This is a genomic window from Edaphobacter bradus (genome assembly GCF_025685645.1).
Lineage (GTDB): Bacteria > Acidobacteriota > Terriglobia > Terriglobales > Acidobacteriaceae > Edaphobacter > Edaphobacter bradus.
The window spans coordinates 364,937-383,606 of the sequence record NZ_JAGSYF010000004.1 but is presented as its reverse complement, the minus strand read 5'-3'; the positions used below and the strand labels follow the sequence as shown (position 1 = coordinate 383,606).

The 18,670-nt window shown below is 62.0% G+C and carries 18 protein-coding genes; 13 read left to right on the top strand and 5 right to left on the bottom strand.

What is annotated here, in order from left to right; genetic code table 11:
• The first annotated feature begins 23 nt into the window (after positions 1 to 23).
• The 5 genes from OHL16_RS16665 to OHL16_RS16645 all read left to right on the top strand — a co-directional run bounded on the left by OHL16_RS16665 (position 24) and on the right by OHL16_RS16645 (position 4,691).
• Positions 24 to 329, top strand: a complete 306-nt coding sequence (locus OHL16_RS16665) for a DUF503 domain-containing protein (protein ID WP_317891080.1) — start codon at positions 24 to 26, stop codon at positions 327 to 329.
• A 70-nt stretch (positions 330 to 399) separates the two neighbouring features.
• Complete coding sequence (gene rbfA / locus OHL16_RS16660; protein ID WP_263368313.1) at positions 400 to 810, top strand: 30S ribosome-binding factor RbfA; 411 nt, start codon at positions 400 to 402, stop codon at positions 808 to 810.
• A complete protein-coding gene (locus OHL16_RS16655) occupies positions 807 to 1,778 on the top strand; it encodes a DHH family phosphoesterase (RefSeq protein ID WP_263368312.1) in 972 nt (323 codons plus the stop codon). The genes rbfA and OHL16_RS16655 overlap by 4 nt, the downstream gene beginning before the upstream one ends.
• Positions 1,779 to 1,801: 23 nt before the next feature.
• Positions 1,802 to 3,616 (top strand): ArnT family glycosyltransferase, encoded by a 1,815-nt coding sequence (locus OHL16_RS16650; RefSeq protein ID WP_263368311.1) that lies wholly within the window; start codon positions 1,802 to 1,804, stop codon positions 3,614 to 3,616.
• Between the two features lie 97 nt (positions 3,617 to 3,713).
• Positions 3,714 to 4,691 carry a GNAT family N-acetyltransferase gene (locus tag OHL16_RS16645; RefSeq protein ID WP_263368310.1) on the top strand — a complete coding sequence of 326 codons (978 nt, stop codon included), beginning with the start codon at positions 3,714 to 3,716 and terminating at the stop codon, positions 4,689 to 4,691.
• Between the two features lie 54 nt (positions 4,692 to 4,745).
• On the opposite strand, the gene OHL16_RS16640 is transcribed toward OHL16_RS16645, so the two are convergent.
• A complete protein-coding gene (locus tag OHL16_RS16640) occupies positions 4,746 to 6,338 on the bottom strand; it encodes a YifB family Mg chelatase-like AAA ATPase (protein WP_263368309.1) in 1,593 nt (530 codons plus the stop codon).
• Between the two features lie 102 nt (positions 6,339 to 6,440).
• On the opposite strand from OHL16_RS16640, the gene OHL16_RS16635 reads away from it, so the two are divergent.
• Complete coding sequence (locus OHL16_RS16635; RefSeq protein ID WP_263368308.1) at positions 6,441 to 7,427, top strand: HEAT repeat domain-containing protein; 987 nt, start codon at positions 6,441 to 6,443, stop codon at positions 7,425 to 7,427.
• Positions 7,428 to 7,432: 5 nt separating this feature from the next.
• Positions 7,433 to 8,890, top strand: coding sequence for an L-serine ammonia-lyase (locus tag OHL16_RS16630; RefSeq protein ID WP_263368307.1), 1,458 nt, complete (start codon positions 7,433 to 7,435; stop codon positions 8,888 to 8,890).
• Between the two features lie 25 nt (positions 8,891 to 8,915).
• Here OHL16_RS16630 and OHL16_RS16625 read toward each other — a convergent pair whose 3' ends face one another.
• The 3 genes from OHL16_RS16625 to OHL16_RS16615 all read right to left on the bottom strand — a co-directional run bounded on the left by OHL16_RS16625 (position 8,916) and on the right by OHL16_RS16615 (position 12,005).
• Positions 8,916 to 9,533, bottom strand: a complete 618-nt coding sequence (locus tag OHL16_RS16625; protein ID WP_263368306.1) for a hypothetical protein — start codon at positions 9,531 to 9,533, stop codon at positions 8,916 to 8,918.
• Between the two features lie 45 nt (positions 9,534 to 9,578).
• Entirely contained in the window at positions 9,579 to 10,757 is a 1,179-nt protein-coding gene (locus OHL16_RS16620) for an acetyl-CoA C-acetyltransferase (protein ID WP_263368305.1), read from the bottom strand.
• A 417-nt stretch (positions 10,758 to 11,174) separates the two neighbouring features.
• A complete protein-coding gene (locus OHL16_RS16615) occupies positions 11,175 to 12,005 on the bottom strand; it encodes a hypothetical protein (protein WP_263368304.1) in 831 nt (276 codons plus the stop codon).
• A 127-nt stretch (positions 12,006 to 12,132) separates the two neighbouring features.
• On the opposite strand from OHL16_RS16615, the gene OHL16_RS16610 reads away from it, so the two are divergent.
• The 5 genes from OHL16_RS16610 to OHL16_RS16590 all read left to right on the top strand — a co-directional run bounded on the left by OHL16_RS16610 (position 12,133) and on the right by OHL16_RS16590 (position 16,646).
• Positions 12,133 to 13,224 (top strand): NAD(P)/FAD-dependent oxidoreductase, encoded by a 1,092-nt coding sequence (locus tag OHL16_RS16610; protein WP_263368303.1) that lies wholly within the window; start codon positions 12,133 to 12,135, stop codon positions 13,222 to 13,224.
• A 198-nt stretch (positions 13,225 to 13,422) separates the two neighbouring features.
• Positions 13,423 to 14,559, top strand: coding sequence for a citrate synthase (locus OHL16_RS16605; protein WP_263368302.1), 1,137 nt, complete (start codon positions 13,423 to 13,425; stop codon positions 14,557 to 14,559).
• Between the two features lie 92 nt (positions 14,560 to 14,651).
• On the top strand, positions 14,652 to 15,617 hold the full coding sequence (locus OHL16_RS16600; RefSeq protein ID WP_263368301.1) for a hypothetical protein: 966 nt from the start codon (positions 14,652 to 14,654) through the stop codon (positions 15,615 to 15,617).
• A gap of 91 nt (positions 15,618 to 15,708) precedes the next feature.
• Positions 15,709 to 16,365, top strand: coding sequence for a hypothetical protein (locus OHL16_RS16595; RefSeq protein WP_263368300.1), 657 nt, complete (start codon positions 15,709 to 15,711; stop codon positions 16,363 to 16,365).
• Between the two features lie 38 nt (positions 16,366 to 16,403).
• Complete coding sequence (locus OHL16_RS16590; protein WP_263368299.1) at positions 16,404 to 16,646, top strand: hypothetical protein; 243 nt, start codon at positions 16,404 to 16,406, stop codon at positions 16,644 to 16,646.
• Positions 16,647 to 16,733: 87 nt separating this feature from the next.
• On the opposite strand, the gene OHL16_RS16585 is transcribed toward OHL16_RS16590, so the two are convergent.
• A complete protein-coding gene (locus OHL16_RS16585; protein WP_263368298.1) occupies positions 16,734 to 17,318 on the bottom strand; it encodes a DinB family protein in 585 nt (194 codons plus the stop codon).
• A 138-nt stretch (positions 17,319 to 17,456) separates the two neighbouring features.
• Between OHL16_RS16585 and OHL16_RS16580 the strand changes: the two genes are divergently transcribed.
• A complete protein-coding gene (locus OHL16_RS16580) occupies positions 17,457 to 18,638 on the top strand; it encodes a cysteine desulfurase family protein (protein WP_263368297.1) in 1,182 nt (393 codons plus the stop codon).
• Positions 18,639 to 18,670 lie beyond the last annotated feature (32 nt).

The window sequence follows — 18,670 nt, the reverse complement described above, 5'->3', positions numbered from 1 at the left end:
ACACCAGCAGCCCACCTGCGACAATGGCCGTCATGCCCCTCGCGCGCCTTACCCTTGAGATCGAGATCCCCCACGCTCAGTCGCTCAAGGACCGCCGCCAGGTCGTCCGATCCATCAAAGACAAGCTCCGTAATTCCTTTAACTTAGCCATCGCCGAGCTTGATGAAGGTACCGTCTGGAACCGCGCAACCCTTGGAGTCGCTGCAATCTCCTCCTCTTCCAGCTATCTCACCGGCCAGCTCCAGCAGATCGACCAGGCTGCCCACCGCATCGCCCACGCCCATGGAGCCGAGATCCTCGACTCCTGGGCCGAGGTTCTGCCCGAATAATCCCGCACCCGCTAGGGGGATCGCCCCGACTCTGATATCCTCAAACGTTTACTACCAGTAATTTCGGTTTATGCCTGAACAACGAGCCAGAGCGCACCACCGCAGCCGCGTCGCCAATACGTTCTCCGAAGAGATAGGGGCGATGCTCGAGGGAGAGCTCTCTGATCCCAGAATCGCCCCCAGCTACGTCACCGACGTCGTACTCGCCCCCGGCGGCAAGTCCGCTCGCATCTATGTCGCCGTTTACGGCAGCGAGCAGGAGGAGCAGTCCACGCTCGCCGGCCTGATGACCGCCCGTGCGTACATTCGCTCACAGCTCCGCGAGCGCATGGGCGTCCGTCACGTCCCCGACCTCACCTTTGCCATTGATCGCTCTGAGAAGATCTCCGGCCGTATGGACGAGCTCCTCGGCCGGATCCGCAAACGCGATCAGAAACTGCAGGCATCTAAGCAACCGGACGAGCCCAAACCCAAATCATGACCCAGGAAGTCTCCATCGCCGCCTTGCTGAAAGCCTTCCGCTCCAGCCCAGGGTTCGTTATCACCTCGCACGCCCGCCCCGATGGCGATTCCGTGGGATCCGCACTCGCGCTCGCCGAGATCCTTGACCAGCTCGGCCGTCCGGTCCACATCGTCTTCGCCGACGCCGTGCCTCTCATCTACCGGACGCTGCCCGGCGTCGACCGTATCCGGATCGCTCCCTCGGTCTCTGCCGTCGCCCACGATCTTGCTCTCCCTGTCATCGTGCTCGAGTGCGATGGCATTCCCCGTACCGGCCTCGCTGGACTCGAAGGCCGCTGCCTGATCAATATCGACCATCACGCCAGCGGCCGACCCTTCGGCACGCTGAACTGGATCGACGAGCATGCCTGTGCCGTGGCCGCCATGATCTACCGCATCGCCGTGGCCGCCCGTGTCCGGATCACTCCCTCGATGGCCACCTGCCTCTATACGGCCATCCTCTCCGACACCGGCTCCTTCACCTACTCAAGCACCAACGCAGAAACCTTCGCCCTGGCCCACGACCTCGCCGCCCACGGCGCCAACCCAAGCCAGATCGCCCGCGACATCTACTTCTCCAATCCCGCCAGCAAGATTCGCCTGCTGGGCACCGCTCTCTCCAACCTCCAGTGCGACGGTCCCCTCGCCTGGAGCTGGGTCACCAACAACGACATGGAGACCGCCGGAGCAGGAGCCGAAGACTGCGAAGGCGTCGTCAATTACCTCATCAGCATCGACGGCGTCGAATCCGCCGTCTTTCTTCGCGAATTGCCCTCAGCCAGTCAGTTCCGGCTCAGTATTCGCAGCAAAGGAAAGGTTGACGTAGCCCAGATTGCCGAGACCTTCGGCGGAGGCGGCCACCGCAGCGCCAGCGGATGCACCATCGACGGCCCGCTGCACGCAGCCACCGAACGGATCTTGACCCAACTTCGCACTGGACTTTGTTAGCCTTGTCTCGCTCCATCAGGGAAATGAACGAACTTGAACAATCCGCTGGCCCCGCCGTCTCGCGTTCGCGTCCGGCCCTCGACTGGCTGCGACGCTTCGCCCAGCACCCTGACACCGTCGCCACGCGCGAGTTGATCATCCTCATCCTCGTCAGCGGCTTCCTTCTGCTCTACGGGCTCATCCCCTCCTTTGGCGGCGACCAGCTCGGCCTTGTCGGCGCCGACGAGCCCCGTTATGCGCAGATCGCCCGTGAAATGCTCGAGGCCCACTCGGCGGCCTGCCACGCGGTCGATGCCAAGTCCTTCCCGCGCGATCTCAGCCTCACCAGCGTCCGCGACTCCTTCCACTGCCTCGTCGGCGGAACCGTCACCCCCACCCTCTACGGCCGACCCTGGCTCGAAAAGCCCGCCCTCTACTACTGGCGCGCGATGGGCTTCTTCAAGGAGTTCGGCGTCTCCGACTGGGCGGCCCGCATCCCCTCTTCCTCAGGAGCCTTCGCTCTCATCATTCTCATCTTTCTCCACATGCGTCGCTTCCGTCCTGGAGGCCATCTCGACGCCGCCCTCATCACCATCTCCTGCGTCGCCATCGTCAGCTTCTCCCGCGGGGCCTCCACCGACATGCAGCTCGCCGCGCCCTTCTGCATTGGAATGCTTGGCTGGTACGCATGGTACGAGACCGGGAAAAAATTCTGGCTCTTCGACCTTTACTTCTTTGGAGCCGCGGCGACCCTCGCAAAAGGTCCGGTCGCGCCGTTTCTCGCTCTCGCCATCATCCTTCTCTTCGCCGGCCTTCGGCGCGAGTGGTCGCTTCTCCGCCGCACCATCTGGCTTCCCGGACTCATCCTCTACTTCGCCATGGTGCTGCCCTGGTTTATCGCGGTCCAGAGGCGCAACCCGACCTTCTACCGCCTCTTCTTCCTCGAACACAACCTCGAGCGCTTCGCTACAAATCGCTATCAGCACCACCAGCCCTTCTGGTATTACCTAGCCGTCGTTCTCATCGGCCTCATGCCATGGACCGTCATCGCCATCAGAGCCATGGTCGACTCCATCGAAATCTCCATCGCCGAGTGGAAGGTCCGACACCATCCCCAGCGCTACCTCGGCCACTCCCGCGCCGGCGACGCCTTTCCTGAGTTCCTTGTCCTGTGGGCGCTCTTCCCCATCCTCTTCTTCTCCTTCTCGGGGTCAAAACTTCCCGGCTACATCCTTCCCTCCATCCCGCCCATCACCATCCTCGCCGCCGACTACCTCAACCGCATGCGCCCCTGTGGCCTTCCGCGATGGCTTCTCTGGTCGCACGCGGCTCTCTCCGGCATTTTCGTCTTTGTCCTCGTGCTCGCACCGCAGCACATGAAGTATGAAACCCTGGTACCCTCCGCGCAGTGGCTCGCCATCGCCGCCGTCGCTGCACTGGCCGCGGCTGCCATCGTCTTCCTCATCATTCGCCGCTGGAGCATCCCGCAGGTCTGCTACGCCACACTCATCCCGGTCATTGGAATCCTCGTCTTCCTCCTCGGCTTCCACGGCAAGGACCTCGACCTCAACTACTCCGCCCGCCCGCTCGCCCGTGAGATTCAGCGCCAGGCCCCCGACGTCAAAACCGTCGCGGTCGAAGGCGTCCGCCGCGACCTCGACTACGGGCTTGCCTTCTACCGCAACGAACCCACCGTCCACTACACCACCGACGGCGTCCCTTCCGGCGATCACATCCTCGTCATCCGCTCCAGCGACACCGCCTCGCTCGACCACTACCTCGCCGGCCGCGTCTACAAGCCCCTGTTCCTCTATGACTCGCAGGGCCTGGAGGTCTACCGCGTCTACGCTCAACCCTGACACCCAATCCTGACTCTCCAGAGTCTCTCCGCCCGAATCGCCCCGACAGACCTCCATAATTTCCGATAATCTACGGAGACCTCGACTCCGTGGACCCATGACCGTCACGACCCAACTCGAGATACTCGATCTGCGGCACTTCTCGGCGCGCCAGCTCCGACCTCTCCTTGAGGCTGAGGCCCGCATGTGGAACCTGCGTCTGCGCTGGGACTACCAGTCCTCGACCGAGCTGCTTCTGCAGTATCTCGACTCGCGCATCCTTCCCGGCTTCGTCTCGCTCGACCGCGGACGCATCTGCGGCTTTGCCTTCTGCGTCTACGAGGGACACAAGGCTGTCGTCGGCGACGCCTGGTCCTTCACCGCCGACCCAGACCTCACTCGACAGTCCACTTACACGCTGCTCCACCGCCTCCTCGACCTGCTCCTCTACTCCCCCGGTATCAACCGCATCGAGTCGCAGCTACTCCTTTACGACTCCGGCACACTCAGCGAGCCCTTCCTATCGGCCGGCTTCAAGCCGCACCCGCGTCTCTTCCTGGAGCACGACCTCACCGCCGCTCCAACCCACGACGCCTCCCAGCCCAGCCTGCCCGGCGGCATCGATCTGGTCCCCTGGTCCACTGCCTTCTATCAGGTCGCCGCGGCCCTCATTCACGACTCCTACGCCAACCACATCGACGCCCTCATCAACGACCAGTACTGCACCCTCCACGGCTCCCTTCGCTTTCTCCACAACATCGTCCGCTTCCCTGGCTGCGGAGTCTTCGAGCCGCAGCAGTCTTGGGTCCTCCGCCACCGCGCCACCGGAGCGCTCATCGGCATGCTCCTCTGCTCCCGCGTTGCCGAGGACGTCGCGCACATCACCCAGCTCTGCGTCGCCAGCGCCTGGCGTGGCCACCGTCTAGGCGCAGCTCTCCTGCACCATGCCATGAACCATCTGACCCGCTCCAGCACCAGCGCCATCACCCTCACGGTCACCGAGGTCAACCGACCCGCCGTCGAGCTCTACCTCCGCTCGGGCTTCTTCATCCGCCAGCGCTTCGACGCCATGGTCTACGACAAGCCGGGCAGTTAGCCTCTGAATTGCTGATTAGTGACTTGCTGACTGCCGACTCGCTGACTTGCCGACTCAAGCCCAGTAACTCCGATCAAGCGTCCGGTACTGAATCGCCTCAGCGATGTGCTTCACCCCTATATCGCTGGCCGCGTCCAGGTCCGCGATCGTCCGTGCGACCTTCAGTATCCGGTCATGCGCCCGCGCGCTCAGTCCTTGCTGCTGCATCGCCCGCTCCAGCAGCCTCTCGGCGTCGCTCGAAAGCTCGCAGAACGTCCTGATCTGCTGCGTAGTCATCTGCGAGTTGGCAAACACCCGCCGTGAAGCTGCCTTCGCCGATCCGTTCGTCCGCTCATTGCCGCTGCCAAACCGCGCATGCTGTCGCTCTCTCGCCGCCAGCACGCGCTCACGAATCTCTGCCGAACCCTCCGCCGCCGAACCACCGCGCAGCTCCTTGTACTGCACCGCCGGGACCTCAATGTGAATATCGATGCGGTCCAGCAGCGGCCCGCTCACCTTCGAAACATATCGCTGAATCATCGGCGGCGTGCACATGCACTCGCGGCTCTTGTCGTTGAAGTACCCGCATGGGCACGGATTCATCGCCGCCGCAAGCATGAACTGCGCCGGAAAACTCAAACTCATCGCCGCCCGCGAGATCGTCACCATACCGTCCTCCAGCGGTTGCCGCAAAACCTCAAGCACGTTGCGAGGGAACTCCGGCAACTCATCCAGAAACAGCAGCCCGTTGTGCGCCAGCGAAACCTCACCCGGCCGCGGAACCATTCCTCCGCCGATCAGCCCCGCGTCCGAGATCGTATGGTGCGGCGAGCGAAACGGCCGATACGCCACCAGCCCCTGCTCGGCGTCCAGAACACCGGCCACCGAGTGGATCTTCGTCGTCTCCAGCGCCTCCTCAAATCTCAGAGGAGCCAGAATCGAAGGCAGCCGCTTCGCCAGCATCGTCTTGCCCGAGCCCGGCGGCCCGATCATCAGAATGTTATGCCCGCCGGCCGCCGCCACTTCAAGCGCGCGCTTGGCCACATGCTGCCCGCGCACGTCCTTGAAGTCATGCGGAAAGTGCTGCATCTGCTCCAGCAGGTCGCTTGCCTTCGTCTCGAGCGGCATCGCCTGAATCGTTCCGGTCGCAGCCGAGTTCAGCAGCTCGCGCACCTCCAGCAGGCTGTGAACCGGATAGACCTTCACTCCCTCAACCACCGCCGCCTCGCGAGCATTGCTCGCCGGAATCACCAGGTTGGCAATCCCCTTCGCCCGTGCAGCCACTGCAATCGGAAGCATTCCCTGCACGGCGCGCAGGCTGCCATCGAGCCCCAGTTCGCCCACCAGCAGAAAGTCACTCAGGTCTTTCGTCTCAAGCGCTCCATAAGCGCCGAGGATTCCAACCGCAATCGGAAGGTCAAACCCCGAACCTTCCTTCTTCAGGTCCGCCGGAGCCAGATTGATCGTGATCCGCGTCGGCGGAATATCGAAGCCGGAGTTCCTGATCGCCGACCTTACGCGATCGCGGCTCTCCCGAACCGCCGCGTCCGGCAGCCCCACCGTGCTGAACTGTTCCTGATCCAGCTTGAATCCCGAGAAATCGACTTCAACATCAATAATGTTGGCGTCGATCCCATAAACCGCTGCACTGCGAGCCTTGAATAGCATTACGGAGCCTGATGCACCCTTGAGGCGGAGAATTTTCGCGAGTATAGCATCCAACCATCTATAACTATCTTTCGCCGCCCTCTCACGGTCACCGGAGCGATCATGCATGCCAACGTCTCTCCAACTCGTCACGTCCTCAACGGATTGCTTCTGAGCCTTGTCTCAACAACCACGCTCTGCGCTCAGGCGAGAACATCCAATCCGCCCGCTTCGAACACCCCCGACGCGCAGATTGTCACGACGACCATCCCCGACGCCCGGGACGAAACCGCTCCCGCCACACCCCACGACGCCAAAGCCGCAGCCGCGCAGCGCGCCGACGCCGCATGGACCATGCTTAACGACGCCGTCACTGACGCGAAGCACCCTGACCTCCGCGTCCAGGCTCTCGCCGCCCTCGGAACCATGGGAACCAATCCTCGTTCCTCCGGGCTGATCCTCACCGCGATGGCCGACACCGACGTCGACGTGCGCACCGCCGCCGTCCTCGCTGCAGGGCAGACTGGCAACCGCAACCTCACGAACAACCTCCGCTCCATGCTCGACGACAAGGAGCCCCAGGTCGCCTTCGCCGCCGCCACCACCCTCTGGAAGATGCGCGACCCCTCCGGCGAGAACATCCTCATCGCCGTCGTCGACGGCGAGCGTAGAGCCCGCGATACCCCCGTCAGCGGCGCCATGCGCACCGCACACAAGGACCTCCACAGCCCTGGGACCCTCGCCCACCTCGGCGCGCTGCAGGGGGCCTCGATGCTCCTCGGCCCCTTCGGCTTCGGCATCACCGCCTACGAGTACATGCGCAAGAACGGCGGAAACTCCGCCCGGGTCGCTGCCATCGAACAACTCTCCCAGAGCAGCACCAACCCCATTCACACTACTCTCATCCAGGCCACTACCGATAAGGACCCTGCCGTCCGCGCCGCCGCCGCCAAGGCCATCGGCCACTATCACGAACCCGCCGCCGACGACGCACTCTACGCCGCCTTCGACGACTCCAAGGCTCCCGTGCGACTCACCGCAGCCGCCGCCTACATCAACTCCACTACACCCTCGTCCACAGGCAAAACTTCACGCAGACGCCTAAAATAGGCAGCGTGAACACCAGCCTCTTCGAACTCTTCAAGATTGGTATCGGCCCCTCCAGCTCCCACACCGTCGGCCCCATGCGCGCAGCGCTGCGCTTCGCCCAAACACTCGACGCCGCAGACCAGCTCGCCGACGCCGCGCATGTCATCGTCGATCTCTACGGCTCGCTCGCCCTCACCGGCCACGGCCACGGCACCGACCGCGCCATCCTCCTCGGCCTCATCGGCGAAGCTCCCGACACCGTCGATCCCGCGCTCATCGACGCCGAGCTCGCCGCCATCCGCACCACCGGAACCCTCTACCTCCTCGACCGCGAACCCATTCCCTTCACCGAAGGCGAACACCTCCTCTTCCACCGGAACCAGATGTACCCCGACCCCGCCGTTCACACGCACCCCAACGGTATGCGCTTCACCGCGTTCGACTCCGCGGGCAACATCCTCGCGCGGGAGACCTTCTACTCCGTCGGCGGCGGTTTCATTCTCTCGGCAAGCGAGTTCGCTGCCCAGCAGGAAAGCAAAACCACCACAACCCGCACCGTCCCCTACCCATTTCGCAGCGCTGAAGAACTCCTCGCCATCGCCGCCGCGCATAACCTCTCTATCGCCGAACTCCTCCTCGCCAACGAGGTCGCGCTCCTTAGCGACACCACCATCAACCGCCCGACACCAGGATCCGGCGCGTCGACATCCACCCCCGAAGACCAGATCAAGGCCAGCATCCTCACTCTCTGGCGCACCATGCAGCAGTGCACCGAGCGCGGCATCACCACCGAAGGCATCCTTCCCGGAGGCCTCAACGTCCGCCGCCGCGCACCGCGCCTCGCACGCCGCCTCGAGACCGAAGGCTCCAAAGATCCGCTCGCTCCCATGGACTGGGTCACGGTCTACGCCATGGCCGTCAACGAAGAAAACGCGGCTGGAGGAAGGGTGGTGACCGCCCCCACCAACGGAGCCGCCGGCGTCATCCCCGCCATCGCCCACTACTACATGCGCTTCATCGACGAAGCCACTCCGGAAGAAAAAGAGGCCGGCCTCATCCGCTACTTCCTCACCGCCGCCGCCATCGGAATCCTCTACAAAGAGAACGCCAGCATCTCCGGAGCCGAGGTCGGCTGCCAGGGCGAGGTCGGCGTAGCCTGTTCGATGGCCGCCGGCGGACTAGTAGCCGCGCTCAACGGAACCAACGCCCAGATCGAACACGCCGCCGAGATCGCCATGGAGCACAACCTCGGCATGACCTGCGACCCCATCGGCGGCCTCGTCCAGATCCCCTGCATCGAGCGCAACGGCATGGGAGCCGTCAAGGCCATCAACGCCGCCCGCATGTCCATGCACGAGACCTTGGGCCACAAAGTCTCCCTCGACCAGGTCATCGCCACCATGTATCAGACCGGCCTCGACATGCAATCCCGCTACAAAGAAACCTCACTAGCAGGCCTCGCCCTCAACATCATCGAGTGTTAAGACTGATTCGCTATGTGGGGTTCAGTTACCTATTGTTCAGATTGTCGAAGCAATCTACCGGGCATGCCACTGATTTGTAGAACGCACCGATCTTCCGCACGCATTCCGCCTCAGCCTCCGCTCCACCCCCCGCATGGTATCCCTTCGATGCAAACATGAGTTCAGGGTAAGGCCCACTTGCGTCAGATAGCACCTGCATTCCCCAACCTCCGAAGGATCTTCCACGGTTCATACCTTCATCCGGCGCTATTAGGTTTCGTGCCCCTTGGGAATTCACCTCGACGATCCAGATCGCCCCGTTGACTCCAAATAGAGCATCTCCCCAGTGAACAACATAGAGCTTGCTCGTCTTCGTCGTCATCGGTACTTGAATCGCATCCAGACTGACTTTCTGTAGATTGAACGCTTCTTGCATGCTGATATCAGTAGCTTTGGCAAAGGCCAGGATGTCGGGCGTCAGAGCTTTGCGTATTTCCGTTCTGACGTTTACAGGGAGCGCTGAGAATGGCTTCGAGTCCAGCATCGTCACGTTGCTACACAAAGCTTCGGCCTTTTTGGACAAAGCTTGCCCATATCCCTGCATCTCCACCAACAGCGCTAGCGATACCGTAAGCCCAAAACCAAGAAATGTTTTCTTGCACATTCGATCCCCCAGTTCCGCTATACGAAAAACTTACAACCAAATACCTCAGCGCTCCACCGCCAAAGCCACCGAATTCCCCCCGCCCAAACAAAGAGCCGCCACGCCCTTCTTCACATCCCGCCGAATCATCTCGTGAATCAGCGTCACCAGCACCCTCGCACCGCTCGCGCCAATCGGATGCCCGATCGCCACCGCTCCGCCATTCACATTCACCCGCTTTGCATCCAGCCCCAACTCCTTCATCACCCCAAGCGCCTGCGCGCTGAACGCCTCATTCAATTCATACAGATCCACCTCATCCCGGTCCCATCCCGCCTTCTTGAGAACCCGCTGCACCCCGATCACGGGAGCCAGCATCACCCACTTCGGCGCAATTCCGCTCGTTGACTGGGCCTTGATCGTCACCATCGGCTTCAGTCCAAGCTCCTTCGCCTTCTCCGCCGACATCACGACCACCGCGGCCGCCGCATCGTTCACTCCCGGAGCATTCCCCGCCGTCACCGTCCCATCCTTCTTGAACGCCGGCCTCAATGCAGCGAGCGCCTCCATCGAAGCGTCATCTCGCACACTCTCATCCCGCTTCACCACCGTCACCGCGCCCTTCTTCCCCGGAACCTCCACAGGAACCACCTCCGCATCGAAGCGTCCCTCCCTCCACGCCGCACTCGCGCGCCGGTGCGACTCCAGCGCAAACGCATCCTGCTGCTCGCGCGTGAACGAGTGCTTCTCTGCCACCAGCTCACCAGTCATTCCCATGTGCCAGTCCTCGCACGCGCACCACAAACCGTCCTTCACCATCGAGTCCACCGCGACCGAGTCACCCATTCGTAACCCCCTCCTCGCTCCCGGCAAAAGATACGGCGCGTTCGTCATCGACTCCATCCCACCGGCAACCACAACCTCCGCATCACCCGTCATCACGTTCTGCGCCGCCACCGCAACCGCTCGCAATCCGCTTCCGCAAACCATGTTGATCGTCAGCGCCGACACCTCATCCGCAAGTCCGCCCTGCAACGCAGCCTGCCGCGCAGGATTCTGCCCCAGCCCTGCCGGCAGCACACATCCCATCACGCACTCATCCACAATCGCCGCGTCAATCGCGGCTTTTCGCACTGCCTCGCGAACTGCAATCGCTCCCAGCTGCACCGCCGACATCTCCGCAAACACGCCCTGAAACTTCCCCACAGCGGTCCGAACCGCCGACACAATCACTACGTCACGCATTTCCTTCACCTCACTGCACCGCATTCAAAAACAAACAGCGCAGAACGCGGTTCAGTATACGTCTCACGACACCGCAACGTACTTCCGCCTCCACACCTTCGCGTAAAAGTGAGTCGCATCGCAAACCCGAACACGCCGATCACCAAAAAAAATTTCATCGACGTATCGATTTTTCTTGACAGTGAAATTCCATAAATCTATATCTTCGTTAGCTGCAATGCAGCCTGTTGCAGAGTGAATGTCGAAATCATAGGGAGAACAGACACAATGGCAACGAAGAAGGCAGCCAAGAAAGCCGTAAAGAAGCCCGCCAAGAAGGCGGCAAAGAAGAAGAAGTAAATCAACCGCAACATCAACCAAAGGCAAACAGAAGGGGGACGCGATAAGCGTCCCCCTTCTGCATCTGCAGATGAATCGCTACTGCGCCACTGTCGCACCAGCCGCCGCACTCTTCGGCGTCGAGAGATACCCCGACACCTTGTTCTTCGAGATCGCATTCACCACCAGCTCATACAGCACAGGGTCCTTGCCCGTGTAGAACTGCACCGGCTCATCCAGCCCCTTGTCCTTCTTTTCGATCGTGCGGTCGTCCGCGCTCACATTCAGCGTGTAGCGTGAATGCTTCTCGTCCGCCTTCTTCAACTGCAGCTTGATCGTCGAAAGCAGGGTCGGCTTGGCGCCCTTCTGCAAGCTGAACTCGTAGTAGTTCCGGTCGCCCTTGTGCTTCAGGATCTCCAACTCGTCGTGGTTCTTCGCGATCAGGCCGCTCATCACGCCCGCATCGCCCATCACACGAGTCAGTTGGGCCTTCGTCGACTCCAGATCGGTCCTCGTTGCTGCGACGTCCGTCTTCACGCCGCCGACATCCGTCTTCACGCCGGAGACCTCGGTCGAAACCGCTCCAATCTGCTTCGAAGTCGCTGCCTCCTGCGCTTCCAGCTTCGCCGTCGCAGCCCGCTGGGACGCCATCAGGCTCTGCGTCCGAGCCTCAATCTGCTTTTGCGTCATGCCGACGCTCTGGCCCAGGGTCTCGCTGGTCGCCCGCAGCCTCGCATTCGTCGCCTCAAGCTTCTGCGCCAGGTCCGCGTTCTTCTGGTCGGCCTCCACCAGCTTTTGCTGGGCCACTCCCAGATTCTTCTGAAGCGAATAGCTCCACACCAAACCACCCAGCCCCGCCAGCAGGGCCACCGCAACCACTGCCAGCAACGCACCCGATACCGAACGCTCCGTGAATCCCTCTTCGCTCATTTAATCTCTCCTCAAATCAGCTTTCAACAATAAGACGCAGTTCCGACTTGCATTGTCTCGTGCGCGCCGGAGCGACGCAGCCGACACACAAACTATATCCTCTTCTCTTCCATCTAGACTTATTTCTATGCCCCACGCTGACGTCTGCATTGCCGGGGCCGGCATCATCGGCCTCTCCCTCGCCCTTGAGCTCCACCACCGCGGGGCCCATGTCCTCGTACTCGATCAGGGCGAACCACTCTCCGAGGCCTCTACCGCCGCCGCCGGCATGCTCGCCGCCTCAGATCCCGACAACCCGCTCCGCCTCCGCGGCCTCTCCGACCTCAGCCTCTCGCTTTACCCCAGCTTCCTCGACCGTATCGCCTCTCTCTCCGGCATCGACGTCCCTCTCCACACCAGTACCACCCTGCAGGCCCTCCCTCAGCATCTCCTCGACACCATTCCCGCTGCGGACACGCTCTCGCCCCAGACCCTCTCCCTTCTTCTTCCGCAACTTGTCCCCGGCGAACGCCGCTTCATACTTCTCCCCGAGCACAGCCTCGATCCCCGTGAGCTCGCCGTCGCTCTCCTCCGTGCCGTCCGAGCCACGACGATCGACCTTCGTCCTCGCATCGCGATCCACCACCTGAGCGCAACCTCAGGCATCGAGGTCCACACCTCCGCCGGCGTCTTCTCCTCATCGCTCTTCGTCGACTGCACGGGAGCCTGGTCGCTCACGTCGCATCTTCTCCCTCACCTCCGTGTCACTCCGCGCAAAGGGCAGATGCTCTCCGTCGCCCTCCCTCCATCATTTCCTCTTCACCTCGTCGTCCGCACACCCGAGGTCTACGTCGTTCCCCGAACCCAGGGCCCGGCGGCGCTTCGCGCCATCATCGGAGCAACCGTCGAGGACGCCGGCTACGATAAGACCGTCTACCCTGAAGCCATCACCCGCCTTCGCGACCACGCCGCCGCGCTTCTTCCGCCCCTCGCCGAAGCCGGCCAGATCGAGACCTGGGCCGGCCTTCGCCCCGCCACGCAGGACACCCTCCCAATCCTCGGCTCCATTCCCGGCCGCCCCAACCACTTCCTCGCCACCGGCCACTACCGCAACGGAATACTTCTGGCTCCTGCCACCGCGCACGTCATGGCGCAGCTCCTCAACCGCGAGTCGCCATCGATCGACCTCGTGCCCTTCTCTCCGGAGCGGAATCCCACACCGGGAAATAAGGCCTATTGACCGACACTCGCAAGGGATCAATCACCAAGTTGTAACTACAGTTTTTCCAATCGATTTCACCGTCCGCCTCGCTCTCCTCTGTCGACGTCAAAGAAGCGAAAGCCGCACAACTGTGCGATATTCGTCGCTTCGCCGTGACAACAGTTTCTTCGCTGCGCTATAAAACCAGATGTACTAAAGTCAGGCTAGGAGATGCCCATGTCCACTGTTGTTGCACCTAAAGGTCTGGAGGGCATTGTCGCCACCAGTTCATCCATCTGCTGGATCGACGGCGATGCAGGAGTCCTCTCCTACCGCGGCATCGACATCCACGAGCTTGCCCAGCGTTCTACCTTCGAAGAGACTGCCTATCTGCTCTGGTTCGGCAAGCTTCCTAATAAGGCTCAACTCGCTGACTTCACCCGCAAACTCGCCGAGGCCCGCAAGCTCGACCCCAAGCTCATCGACTTTCTCCGCAGCGTACCGGCCACCGCATCGCCCATGGAGGTGCTCCGCACCGCCGTCTCGCTGCTCGGCATCTATGATCCCGACGAGGCCGACAGCTCCCACGACGCCAACGTCCGCAAGTCTTTCCGGCTCACTTCGCAGATTGCCATGATCGTCGCTCTCTTCGATCGCATCCGCAAGGACAAGACCGTCGTCGAAGCCGATCCCTCCCTCTCACACGCCGCCAACTTCCTCTGGATGCTCAACGGGGAGAAGCCCTCGGAGACCGCCACCCGCACCTTCGACATCGCTCTCATCCTTCACGCCGAACACGAGCTCAACGCCAGCACCTTCGCTGCGCGCGTCATCGCCGCGACGCTCGCTGACATCCACTCCGCCATCACCGGAGCCATCGGCGCGCTCAAAGGCCCCCTCCACGGCGGAGCCAACGAAGCCACTATGCGACTCCTCTACGCCATCGACAAGGCCGGCGTCGATCCAGTGGCGCATGTCAAGCAGATGTTCGCGGAAAAGAAGAAGATCTCAGGCTTCGGCCACCGCGTCTACCATACTGAGGACCCGCGCGCCACGCACCTGCGCCGCATGTCCGAAGAGCTGAGCAAGACCGCAGGCAATATGAAGTGGTTCGAGATGTCGCGCGAGATCGAGAACTTCGTCAAGCAGGAGAAGAAGCTTAACGCCAACGTCGACTTCTACTCTGCCTCCGCCTACACCCTGCTCGGGATCGATATCGACCTCTTCACCCCCATCTTCGCCGTCAGCCGGATCGCTGGCTGGGCCGCACACGTCATCGAGCAGCATGACGACAACCGCCTCATCCGCCCGCGCGCGGACTACGTCGGTCCGACCTATCCGATCCACTACACCCCCATCGCCGAACGGGCCTGATCGCAGGATCAGCCCTCGGCGACTAAAATTCCTTGGCAGAACTGGCGGAAAGTGCCATCCTGTGATGGCAAAACTTTATCCGAGAACCATCTTTGGCTCTTTTTCGTTTTCACGGGACCACTCTCTGCCTGTCCTTCCTTCTTGGCGTGTCCTCGCTCGCCGTGTCACAGACCCTCACTGTCTCCGACGGCGATCCGCCACAGTCTTCATCCGCGACACGTGCAGAACCTGCCGCTATTCCTGAGGTCTCCGACCTCTCCCCCGTCCTTCCCAGGTTCAACGCAGGCATCACCTTCTCGAGCTACCACGAATCTGCCACCGGCTGGGCCACACTCGCAACCCCAGCCGTTGGCTACCGCTTTAACAACACCTTTTCTGTCGATGCCACTCTGCCTATCTACTTCTACCGCCTCGCCGAGAGCCGTTCCAGGCGCCCACGTCCCAACGCGCGCCTGGTAAATCAACGCGGCGAGCTCGGCGACGTCGTCCTCGGATTCCACGCTCAGTTCCAGCCGCGCCCCTTCGAGTATCAGGCCACCGTAGCTGTCACCGCGCCTAGCGGTGACGAGGCATACGGCCTTACCTCCGGGCGTGTCACCTTCGACCTGAACAACCACTTCGAGCGCACCTATGGCCGCTTCACCCCCAACGTTGAGATAGGAGCCGGCGACTCCAGCACCCTCGTCAATCGCCAGGTCAACAAGATCTACACCTCGCTCGGCCCGCTCGCTCATTTCCAGATCGGCATCGGAGCCGAACTCCTCCGCGGCATCTTCTTTGAATGCGACACCTACGAACAGCTCCCCATCGGCGACCAGAAGATCTACAGCGCCTACCGAGCCCACCGCCCTACCGTCGTCACCGGCTACAACGTCACCGAGGACAACGGCTTCACCAACTCGCTCGACATCCCCATCGACGCCAACACTACCTTCTCCGGCTATTACAGCCGCAGCCTGCGCCGCTACACCGACACCGCCGCAGTCGGCATCACCTACGTCCTCCGCGCGCCCAGGCCAGTCGAAGAAGAACCGTCCATAGACGATCTCCTCCGCTAAGCTCTGACAACAGACCGCACTTGCAATGCCACAAAAGTTCGTTTGCTCCCCCTGCGCTGCCCCTTACGCTGGACGTAGAAAGGATTCCTCCTTGCTCCCCTCTCCCCACCAGCTTCGTTGGTTTGCCTCCTGTATCCTCTCTCTCGCGCTGCTAGGCACAGCGTACGCAGCCGCGCAGGCCATCCCCGCAGCACAGGGCAGCGGGGCTGTCACAGCAACCGGTACGGGACCAGCCGGAATCATTCCCTCTGATCGAGGCCCTAACGCCTCTCTGATCACAGCCACCCAACACGACTCCAACAACGGCTGGTCATCCATCCTTACTCCGGGCGTCTCCTTCCGGTTCAGTCCTGCTCTCAGCGTCAACGCATCCGTCCCGATCTACGCCTACATCAATGTCCTGGAGAACATTGGCACCAAGGCAAAGCCGGTCTACGTCACCCGGACCAAACATGGCGTGCCCGGCGATGCCGCCCTCTCCGCAGTCTTTGAAGCACATCCGGAGTTGCTGCAATACAGCGCAACCTTCGGCATCGGCCTCCCCACAGGGAAGACCGCCGACGGTCTCGGCTCAGGGCATGCTGGCTATAACTTCAACAATCACTTCGAGAAGGACTTCGGCATCGTCACGCCAAACATAGAGGTTGGCGTCGCCAACTCCAGCAACCTGATTGCTCGCCGCGTGCACAAGAGCTATACCTCCGCCGGCACTCTCGCCATTTTCAGGCAGGAGCTTCCGTTGACCTGACGCACAACATCAGCTTCGAGGCGGACGGATACGAAGACATGCCCCTCGCCACAGCCACCATCTACTCCACCACCGGCAAAGGAAAAAAAACGACCACGACCACACCCAGTGCCAGCGCCGCCGAGGACAACGGCATCAACACCTCATTGGACATCCCTCTAAGCGGTCACCTGACCGTCTCCGGCTTCTTTGATCACAGCATTCGTTCTCAGTATGACGTCGTAGGCTTTTCGCTCACCTTCCTCCTCAAAGCCCCTCCACGCCACAGCGCTGCCTTCTGAGCCGGAGCACCTTCAAAATCAAAGCGCAGATCGAGGCAGGCCCTCCAAGAGCTCCTGCACGATCTGCGCATTCTCTGTTGCTAAGAGTTACTTCTGGCTAGCCGGCGGCACAATCCCATTCATCCGCAGATACTCCACCAACTGCCCATAGTGGTCGCACATATGCGCGATGCCAAACGCCGCCATACTGGCCTTGGTCTGATCGTCTTTCACCGAAGCAAACGCATTCGCCGCCGTCAACGTCGCAAGCTGCTTATGCGCATACGCAAACGAAGCCGCCAGGGCCTTCACCGTGTCGTCCTTCGACGTCAGATTGCCGATCGCCTTCATATCGACATCGGGCTTCACCCCGCCCAGCGTACCGAAGAAGTAGTAGTTCGCCTGCGCCACATGCGCCACCATCTGCCCAAACGTCCGCACCTTGTCATAGCTCGTCGTCTGCTCTGCCTTGAAGATCGTCTGGCTCGGCGCAAAGTCGAATTTGTCCGCAGGCATGGCATTCACCGCGCTCATGATCTGCCCTTCGTAGATCTTCAGTAGCCCATCGAGCGACTTCGAAGGCTCAACCAGGGTTCCCGCAGGAATCTTAGGAGCCGTCGCCCCCATCTGTGCCCTTGCCCCTGTGATGCAACAACCCGCCAGCGCCAACACCACAACCATCCGCTTCATCATCGTCTCTCTCCTGTTTTCTCTCGAAATCGCCGCGGCACAATACCGCTGAGTGCGCCAAGGCTACCAGATCCCCTCTGTTTCCTGCACTTCGCTGGTCACCGCTACGCCGCAACTCGTCACACAAAGTAAAATAAGCACATGAACCGCATCTACATGGACGCCAACGCCACCACGCCTCTTCTCCCCGAGGTCTTCGAGGCCATGCGTCCCTTCTTTCTGGAGCACTACGGCAACGCCAGCTCCATCCACCAGCAGGGCCAGCACGCCCGCGCCGCCGTCGACCACGCTCGAGAATCCGTCGCACGTCTGCTGCACTGCCGCCCATCCGAGGTCGTCTTCACCTCCGGCGGAACGGAAAGCGACAACCTCGCCCTCTTCGGCGTCCTCTCGCCCGGCGATCACCTCATCACGACGAGCATCGAGCACCACGCCGTCCTCCATGCCGCCGAGTCGCTCACCTCACGCGGCGTCGAAGTCACCTTCCTGCCCGTCACTCCGGCGGGGCTGGTCGAACCGGCTGCCCTGCTCGCCGCCCTTCAGCCCAACACCCGCCTCGTCAGCATCATGTATGCCAACAACGAGACCGGCGTCATCCAGCCCATCGACGCGCTCGCCGGCATCGCCCACGCTGGCGGCGCGCTCTTCCACACCGATGCCGTCCAGGCAGGCGGCAAGCTCCCGCTCGACGTCAGCGCCCACGGCTTCCTCAAGGACGTCGACCTGCTCTCCCTCTCCGGCCACAAGATCTACGCCCCCAAGGGCATCGGAGTCCTCTACGTCCGCCGCAACGTGCGCCTCGCGCCTATGTTTCACGGCGGCTCGCACGAGCGCCAGCGCCGCCCTGGGACCGAAAACGTCGCTGGCATCGTAGGCTTCGGCAAGGCCGCCGAGCTCTCCGCTGAGTGGCTCAAGTCCGAAGGCCCGGCTCACCTCACCGCCCTTCGCGACCGCCTCGAGCAAGGCATCCTCTCGCAGATCGAAGAGACCGGAGTCAACGGAGCCGGAGCCCAGCGCGTCTCGAACACCACCAACATTTACTTCGACCACGTCGAAGCCGAGGCTCTCCTCATCGCGCTCGACCTCAAGGGCCTCTCCGTCAGTGGAGGCAGCGCCTGCCAGTCCGGAGCCACCGAACCCTCGCACGTCCTCACCGCCATGGGCCTCGGCGCCGCGCGAGCCCGCGCCAGCATCCGCTTCTCCCTCTCCAAGCTCACCACCGAAGAAGAAGTAGACCAGGCCCTCGCGCTGATCCCCGCCGCAGTCGCCCACCTGCGCGAACTGAGCCCCACCTACCACAAGAACGTAGCCACCCTCGTCTAGTGCCCTGAGTCTGAAGTCATCGCCTCATGGCG